Below are 8,328 nucleotides of genomic sequence, written 5' to 3' on the forward strand. Positions count from 1 at the left end.
CTGAGCGCGGAAAGCGGCACCAACGAAGCCGCCAGTTAGCGTACGATTTTTTCCGTTTCGTGAGATAACCCCTCAAAGGTCGCGCGAAAGCGCTCCTCGCTCTCGCGGTACGCCAGCTCGGCCAGTTTCTGGCCGGTGACGTCCTGCGACGCGCCGATCATCGTCAGCGCGCGGCCGTTCTCGTCGAAGCCTACCTCGCCTTCCTCGCGGATCTCGCGCCGGCTGCCGTCGGGCAGCAGGATCGCGTACTCGACCCGGTACGGCTGCTTGTCGACGATCGCGGTGCGGATCGCCGCCTCGATGCGGGCGCGGTCTTCCTCGACGATAGAGGCGAGGTAGCGCTCCATCGTCACCTTGAACGCCTGCGGGGCCCAGCCGAAGATCCGGTATGCCTCGTCGGTCCACGAGCAGTCGTCGGTCTGGATGTTCCAGTACCAGCCGCCCAGGTGCGCGATCTCTTGCGCCTTGGCCAAGAGGGCCTCGTTCTGGCGCAGCGCCGCTTCGGCGCGCCGGCGCTCGGTGATGTCGAGGCTGACGCCGATCATCTTCACCGGGCGCTGCTCGACGTCGCGCACCAGTGTCGCGCGCGACGAGATCCAGCGGGTGTCGTCAGCGACGACGATGCGGAATTCCCACTCGTGCATCTCCTGCGCCGCGAGGCTCCGTTGCAGCACTTCCTTCAGCCGCGCGACATCGTCCGGGTGCACGCAGGCCCAAAAATCGTCCATCGAGCGGATGTGTCGGCCGAACAGCGCCTCGTCGTTCGACGAGTAGGTGAGCGCGTCGGTCAGCACATTCCACTCCCAGGTGACGATGCCGGACACCTCCTGCGCGAATTTCATCCGCGCCTCGTTTTCCATGATCTCGGCCAGGTGCTTCTGGCGCAGTTCCTTGATGTGCGGGTCGGTCGCGCTGCTCGCTTCGAGGTCGGCGATCGCCTGTTCGCCGTAGCGCAGCCACAGCCAGTTGACGCCGATGAAGCGCGCCAGCGCCAGCAGGCGCTCGTATTCGATCTCGCCGCCGCGCGTCCACTTGTGCACCGCCGACGGCGATACCGACAGCGCCTCGGCCACCTGCTTCAACATGATCCGTTTGCCGTCGAGCACGCCCTTGAGGCGCGTGGCAAAAGTGTCTTCGGTCATCGGCTTGCCCTTTAACTGATGGTGAATTGTTTGACTCGCACCTTACACCACCGGCCTTACGGGTGCGACTGCATGCATCATGGTAGCTAGGTGGGCTATGGATCTGCTCGCTGCTTGTTGTGCCACAAAATGACGCTTTCCGCCAAATATCGGTCGTCAGCAGGTAAGTCGCTGTGGTGCGAAGTGGCAATCTGAACCAGTCATAGCCGGCATTGGCCCGAGCGGGACAACAGTGTGTGGCTAGACCACTTGAGTCATTGAAGACAATTCTTAAAGAGAAGAGGGAACGTCATGAAGTTGACCAAATTGGTGGGCCCACTGGTGCTGGGTGGCGTCGCAATGTCGGCGCTGGCGCAAGAAGCACCCCAGTGCCGGGCGGTGCATTTTGCCGACGTAGGCTGGACCGATATCGCGGCGACAACTGCTATGGCGAGCGTCGTGCTGCAAGGGCTTGGCTACAAGCCGACGACCACGATCGCCTCGGTGCCGATCACCTTTTCCGGTCTCAAGACCAAACAGATCGATGCGTTTCTGGGCTACTGGAACCCAAGCATGACCCCGATTGTCGAGCCCTTTGTGAAGGCCGGGCAGATCAAGGTGCTGCCTACGCCCAACCTGGTCGGCGCCAAATATACGCTGGCGGTGCCGGACTACGTAGCGGCCGCCGGTCTCAAATCGTTTGCCGATATCGCCAAGTTCAAGGACAAACTGGATGGCAAGATCTACGGTATCGAGCCTGGCAACGACGGCAACAACCTGATCCAGGGCATGATCAAGAAGGACCAGTTCCATTTGGCCGGTTTCAAACTGGTGGAATCGAGTGAGGCGGGCATGTTGGCAGAAGTGGAACGCGCCATCCGCCAGAAGCAGTGGGTCGTGTTCCTCGGCTGGGAGCCACATCCGATGAACGTCAAGTTCAAGATGGCCTATCTGTCCGGCGGCGACGACGTGTTCGGCCCCAACTATGGCGAAGCCAAGGTGTATACCGCCACGGCCACCGACTACCAGTCGCGCTGTCCCAACGTCACCCGTCTGCTTAACAACCTGCACTACACCACCGGCATGGAAAACCGCGTGATGGGTCCGATCATGGACAAGGTTAATCCCGAGACCGCCGCGCGTGACTACCTGAAGAAAACCCCCGCGGTGCTTAAGACTTGGCTCGCCGGCGTGACCACCTACGACGGCAAGGACGGTTTGAGTGCAGTCAGCAAGTCGCTGGCACAGTAAGCGTTGCCACCAGAGTTTCCGACCCATCGCAATTCAATCAAGGAACAAGCCAGCCTGAGCAAGGCAAGCTGCGTATCACGTCTTCTTTCGAAGCGGGTATGCAGCTTGTCGTGCCCGCCTGGCCGGCGCTCGGCGTGCGCGATGCTTTCGTCGGCCCGGTGCCGCCAAGCAGTTTGACCCACCCTAAGGATAAAGGAGACAACTACCATGGCTAGTAATCGCGGGGTTGTGTATGTAGGTCCTGGCAAAGTTGAAGTGCAGTCCATTGACTTCCCGAAGCTTGCCAACCCGTTCGGCAAGAAGATCGAGCACGGCGTGATCCTGCGCGTCGTGTCGACCAATATTTGTGGTTCCGACCAGCATATGGTGCGTGGCCGTACCACGGCGCCGGAAGGCTTGGTGCTCGGCCATGAGATCACAGGAGAGGTGATCGAGGTGGGACGCGACGTCGAGACCCTGCACGTCGGTGACATCGTGTCGGTGCCGTTCAACGTCGCCTGCGGGCGCTGCAGCACCTGCAAGGAGCAGCACACCGGCGTGTGTCTGAACGTCAACCCGTCGCGCGCCGGTGGAGCCTACGGCTATGTGGACATGGGCGGCTGGATCGGCGGCCAGGCCGAGTACGTGATGGTGCCGTATGCCGACTTCAATCTGTTGCGCTTCCCAGACAAGGATCAGGCCTTCGCGAAAATCCGCGACCTGACCTGCCTGTCCGACATCCTGCCGACCGGCTACCACGGGGCGGTGACCGCCGGCGTGGGCCCGGGCTCCACCGTTTACGTTGCCGGTGCCGGCCCGGTCGGTTTGGCTGCGGCCGCGTCGGCGCGCCTGCTGGGCGCCGCGGTGGTGATCGTCGGCGACTTGAATCCGAAGCGGCTCGAGCACGCGCGTAGCGTCGGCTTCCATACTGTGGACCTGTCGCTCGATGCCACCCTTGGCGAGCAGATCGAGCAGATCCTAGGCACGCCCGAGGTCGACAGCGCGATCGACGCGGTGGGTTTCGAGGCGCGTGGTCACGGCCATTCCGGCTCGCAGGTTGAGGCGCCGGCAACCGTGCTCAACTCGCTGATGGAGGTGACGCGCGCCGCCGGCAAGATCGGTATTCCGGGCCTGTATGTGACCGAGGACCCGGGCGCGGCGGATGCCGCCGCCAAGCACGGCAGCCTGAGTATCCGCTTCGGCCTCGGCTGGGCCAAGTCGCACAGCTTCCATACCGGGCAGACGCCGGTGATGAAGTACAACCGTGCGCTGATGCAGGCCATCTTGTGGGATCGCATCAACATCGCCGACGTGGTGGGCGTGCAGGTCATCTCGCTGGACGACGCGCCCAAGGGTTACGAGGCATTCGATGCCGGCGCGCCGCGCAAGTTTGTGCTCGATCCGCACGGTTTGCTGAAGACGGCCGCCTGACCCAAGTCGGGCATCAACAAAAATGGCGGAAGGCTTTTGCCTTCCGCCATTTCATTCTGCTCAGAAACCCGTAGGGCGTAACCAACGCCAAGGTTTCGCGTGCCGGCCTGGATCGCTGTTTACGGCGTCATGGCGTGGCGCGGCTGGCCGATCTTGAAACCAAGTCGGAGCCGCTCAGTTCCCCGCCCAAAACCTTCAAAGCCTACACGCCCGGCTTTGCGCGCATCGACGTGAAGTACCTACCGCAGATGCCGGACGAAAGCCATCGTCAATACCTGTTTGTGGCCATCGACTGCGCCTCCCGCTGGGTGTTTGCCCAAATCCTGCCCGAGCGTTATCCCGCGACGGCGCAAGCCGACGCGGCCCTCGACGACGGCAACCTGCTGTCCGAGGACATGAACGAAGCCAACCCGCACACGGCTGCTCGGCCTCATAGTGCTTTCTGGCGCGCTTAATGGCCCGAATGGAGGCCTGAGTTGTTGACGCTCACTGAAAATTGACCAGATAACCGAGGGTTTGCTCATTGAGTTTTGACCAGGGTGACATCTACGCTGCCACTTGCGTATGGTACCGATGCCAACGCCGAACTCCTCGGCCAGTTCGTGCTGGGTCTTGTTGGAGTTGCGAATGTAGGCGCGGACAGCGGGCGTGGTACGCGCATTCTTATGGAGATGGATGTTCAAGATCGGGCCTCTGCAACGGACTGACGCAGACTACTTAAAACGTCTCTGGCAAGGAAGAGTGGGTAGCTGCGAATGGCTATCCAATTGTCCGAGATGCGACAGCTACTTCATCGTTATTGTTTGAAAGCCTGGCAAACCAGAGCGCGTCCGGCATGTTGGCTGATTGATCCTAAGCTAGAAAGGAATGCTTGCTTACCATGCCATCCATGCGCCATGCCAGCATCTACTTTGTCACCGGATGCCAATGGAGCACCAGCGCGGGTCAAACGAACGACGTAGAGAAAATGGGGGGCAGCGGTTGAACCCTGTGCTGTTCCAAGGCGTTCCGCGTCTTGAAATGCATTCAATCCAACCCAGAGGAGCACTTCATGAGACGCGTTGCCCAGTTCATTGGCTGCTGCCTGGCGGCATTGGCAGCCATGCTTTCGGCTATCCCGGCCCAGGCCGCAGAAGCACAAAGCTGTCGCAATGTCCGCTTTGCGGACGTGGGTTGGACCGATATCACCGCGACGACGGCCATGGCCTCGACCGTGCTGGAAGGCCTGGGATATCACCCCAGCAAAATCATCGCTTCGGTGCCGATCGCGTTCGCCGGCATCAAGAACAAGCAGATCGACGTGTACCTCGGGTATTGGAGCCCGGCTCAGACGCCCATCATCGCACCGTTCGTCAAGGCCGGCACCGTCAAGGTGTTGCCGCGACCTAATCTGGTCGGCGCGAAATACACGCTGGCCGTACCCGATTATGTCGCCGAAGGCGGGTTGAGGAGTTTCGCCGACATTGCCAAATATGAAAAAGAATTGGATGGCAAGATTTACGGCATCGAGCCCGGCAACGACGGCAACGCGTTGGTCCAGCGCATGATCCAGCGTAACGAATTCGGCCTAAAGGACTTCAGGTTGGTCGAATCCAGCGAGGCCGGTATGTTGGTCGAAGTCAACCGCGCCATCCGGCAGAAGAAATGGATCGTGTTCCTCGGCTGGGAGCCGCATCCGATGAATGTGCGGATGAAGATGCTCTATCTAAGCGGCGGCGACTCGGTGTTTGGTCCCAATTTCGGTGCCGCCAAGGTGTTCACCGTGGTGCCGACCGACTATATGGAACGCTGTCCGAATGTCGGCAGGCTGGTGTCCAACCTGGAATTCACCACCAATATGGAGGATCACCTGATGATCCCGATTCTCGAAAAGAAAAGTCCGACCAGCACCGCCAAAGCGTGGCTGAAGCAAAATCCGCAGCTGCTGGCAAAATGGCTGGCGGGGGTGCGGACCTTCGATGGCAAGGATGGGCTGGCGGCCGTCAAAAAGTACCTGGGCCTGTGAGCGTCTGAACTTGCCGATTTGCTGTTCACCGGGCTACTTCAATCCGAGCAGTTCATACACTTCCAACGGTTTCTGCCGGCCTTTCACCTGAATCACGGTCACCGGACGCACGATGACCTGATCCTGCACGCGGGCGTAGACGGCAGCGCTGATCAGTATCTGGTCGACCCCGGCATGTTCCTGGATGCGCTTGGCGATGTTCACATCGTCGCCGATCGCGGTGTATTCCATGCGCTGCTTGCCACCGACCAGCCCCAGCACCGCCTCGCCGACGTGCAGGCCGATACCGAAGGAGAGGCGAAACAGCGGGGAGATCTCTTGGTGCAGGGCCTGGATGGCCTCGCGGATGCCGAGCGCGGCGCGGAGTGCGCGCATTACATGGTCGGGCTGGGGGAAGGGGGCATTGAACCAAGCCATCACCGCATCGCCCAGGAACTTGTCGATCGTCCCCTCCTGCGCCAGCACGGCATCCGTCATCACACCGAGATAGCGGTTGAGCAAGCCGAACAGATCGTCCGGATTCAGTTGCTCGCTGATGCTGGTGAAGCCGTGGATATCGGCGAACAGGGTGGTGATCTCGGTGCGCTTGCCCGCTGGCTGCAAATGCTCGGTATCGATCTGCGCCAGGATCGCCGGCGACACCATGTGTTTCAGCAATTGCTGCTGTGCTTCCATCAGCCGCTTTTCCGTCACGTCGTCCAGCACGATCGCGATGCCCTGCGGCTGCTGCGAGCCTTTGAGCGTGGAGAAGTTGAAGCGCAGATAGACAGTCCCGCGCCCTGCGACGGTGGGAGTAAGTTCGAGGCCGATGATCGGCTTGTCCGTGCGGGCGGTGCTCAGCACGTGCGGCATCAGGGCCATCCCCAACGGCGGCTGGAGTTCGACGATATTGCGTCCGACCAGTTCTTCGGCTTCCCGATACCCCAGGATGTGCAAGGCGGCCAGGTTGCACAGCATGATTTTGCCTTGCAGATCGGTGGTGATCACCCCGCTGACGATAGAGGCGAACACATTGTCGAGCAGATCCTTCAGCTCGGTGGTCTCGGCCAGCGCACGGCGCAATTGAGCCTGGTGTTCCTGCAGCCGCTCGGCCATCCGGTCGAAGGAGCCGGCCAATTGGCTCAATTCCCCATACCCCGGCGACAGCCCGGTGCGCGCTTGCAGATCACCTTCCTGCAGGCGTTCGGTGGCCGAGAGCAGGGCGCGTGCCGGACGCAGGATGAAGACCGCGCCGAACCACCAGGCCGTAGCCAGGGCGATTAGGGCGACTGCGCAGAAGAACAGCAGGCGGTAGGCGAAGGCGCGGTTCACCTGCGCGAACGCCACCGAGGTCGGGATGCCGACCGCGAGGTATTCCTGATTGGTGATGACCACCCCGTGCGTGCTGCGCAGCGGCGCGAACGCGAACAGACTGGTCACGCCTTCCAGATTGGGGAGCTCAACCGTGCCTTCCTCCTGGCGTGCGAGAATGGTTTCGACCAGCGGGTTGCCCTCCTCGGCAACGCCCATCCAGCGTCGCCAATCCGGATGCTCGAACAGCACGGTACCGTTGTGGTCGAGCATGATGAGCACGGTATCGGGCGGCAGGTGCGCTTCGCTCGCCAACTGCTCGAGCCAGATCAGATCGAGTGCGACGAACACCACGCCTTTGGGGAGGTCGTTCTCATCGAGGATCGGATAGCCGAAGTTCACGCTAGCTTTGCCGGTGATGCGGCCGACCTGGTAATCCCCGACCGCCAGGCCACGGTCCTGCAGCGCGCGCTGGAAATAGTTACGGTCGGCGAGATTCACCGGCTCGGCCAGGCGCAGCCCGCTGCAGTACACATTGCCTTCCAGGTCCGCTGCGCCCAGATTGGCATAGAAAGGGTATTGCTTGAGGAAATTGCCAAACAGGGTACTGCAGGCCGCCTCAGAGCGATCACGCACCACCGGCAGTTGGGCCAGCGCGATGAGCAATTGCCGTGCCCCCTCGATGAAACGCTCGTGCTGGCTGGTCGTTAAGTGGAGCAAGCGTACGGTATCCTCCTGGACGCGCTGCACCGCCGCGCGTCGCTCCACAAAGTTGGTGGCGAGGATCAGCAAGAGCATCGGCAGCATGGCAAGCAGCACCAACAGCAGCACCCGCACCCGCAGGCTTCCGGTTTTACCGCTAACGGCGGCCGGTGGGCGGAAGAGCCTTTTGAGGCGCGGGGCAGACATGAGGTCATTCCCTCCGCAGTGCTCGCCCGAGCGCGCTCAATGACGCGCCCTGAGCTTCCGGGGGCCGGCACCGTGGGATCGGCTGGGTGGCGCTGACATTCGGCATGGCATCCTCGCTCTCGCTCACAGGAAGGTGTCGGTGATGTCTATCGACGAGCGTTGTCCCAGCGCGTCGAAGTTTGCCATCAGCCAGGCATCGGCGCGCTCGCGTCCCAGCGCGAAGACTTCACGCAGGAAGCCCCAGTCGGCGTTGAATTTGCTCGAGACCCCCAGCCGGGCCATCTCGGCTTCGGCATCGATGCTGTGGATCAGCATGCGCCGGTAGCTCACCGGGTCGAGCGC

The 8,328-nt window shown here is 61.6% G+C and carries 5 protein-coding genes and 2 pseudogenes; 4 read left to right on the forward strand and 3 right to left on the reverse strand.

Going from position 1 to position 8,328, the window contains the following annotated elements; all coding sequences use genetic code 11:
• Positions 1-35: 35 nt before the first annotated feature.
• Positions 36-1,142 carry a helix-turn-helix domain-containing protein gene (locus ACZ2IA_RS20580; RefSeq protein ID WP_470294461.1) on the reverse strand — a complete coding sequence of 369 codons (1,107 nt, stop codon included), beginning with the start codon at positions 1,140-1,142 and terminating at the stop codon, positions 36-38.
• Positions 1,143-1,481: 339 nt separating this feature from the next.
• Between ACZ2IA_RS20580 and ACZ2IA_RS20585 the strand changes: the two genes are divergently transcribed.
• From ACZ2IA_RS20585 to ACZ2IA_RS20600, 4 genes and pseudogenes are all read left to right on the forward strand, one after another.
• Positions 1,482-2,372, forward strand: a complete 891-nt coding sequence (locus tag ACZ2IA_RS20585; RefSeq protein ID WP_470294462.1) for a choline ABC transporter substrate-binding protein — start codon at positions 1,482-1,484, stop codon at positions 2,370-2,372.
• A 207-nt stretch (positions 2,373-2,579) separates the two neighbouring features.
• Entirely contained in the window at positions 2,580-3,782 is a 1,203-nt protein-coding gene (fdhA, locus tag ACZ2IA_RS20590) for a formaldehyde dehydrogenase, glutathione-independent (RefSeq protein WP_470294463.1), read from the forward strand.
• A gap of 89 nt (positions 3,783-3,871) precedes the next feature.
• Positions 3,872-4,138 (forward strand): annotated as a pseudogene (locus tag ACZ2IA_RS20595) (IS481 family transposase); the annotation flags it as partial.
• Positions 4,139-4,833: 695 nt separating this feature from the next.
• Positions 4,834-5,787, forward strand: coding sequence for a choline ABC transporter substrate-binding protein (locus ACZ2IA_RS20600; protein ID WP_470294464.1), 954 nt, complete (start codon positions 4,834-4,836; stop codon positions 5,785-5,787).
• Positions 5,788-5,820: 33 nt separating this feature from the next.
• On the opposite strand, the gene ACZ2IA_RS20605 is transcribed toward ACZ2IA_RS20600, so the two are convergent.
• Together ACZ2IA_RS20605 and ACZ2IA_RS20610 are read right to left on the reverse strand one after the other, a co-directional pair.
• Positions 5,821-7,986: an adenylate/guanylate cyclase domain-containing protein gene (locus ACZ2IA_RS20605; RefSeq protein ID WP_470294465.1), complete on the reverse strand. Its 2,166-nt coding sequence runs from the start codon at positions 7,984-7,986 to the stop codon at positions 5,821-5,823.
• A 123-nt stretch (positions 7,987-8,109) separates the two neighbouring features.
• A pseudogene (locus tag ACZ2IA_RS20610) lies at positions 8,110-8,328 on the reverse strand (hypothetical protein); the annotation flags it as partial.

Source organism: Crenobacter sp. CS_VA4 (assembly GCF_055597485.1).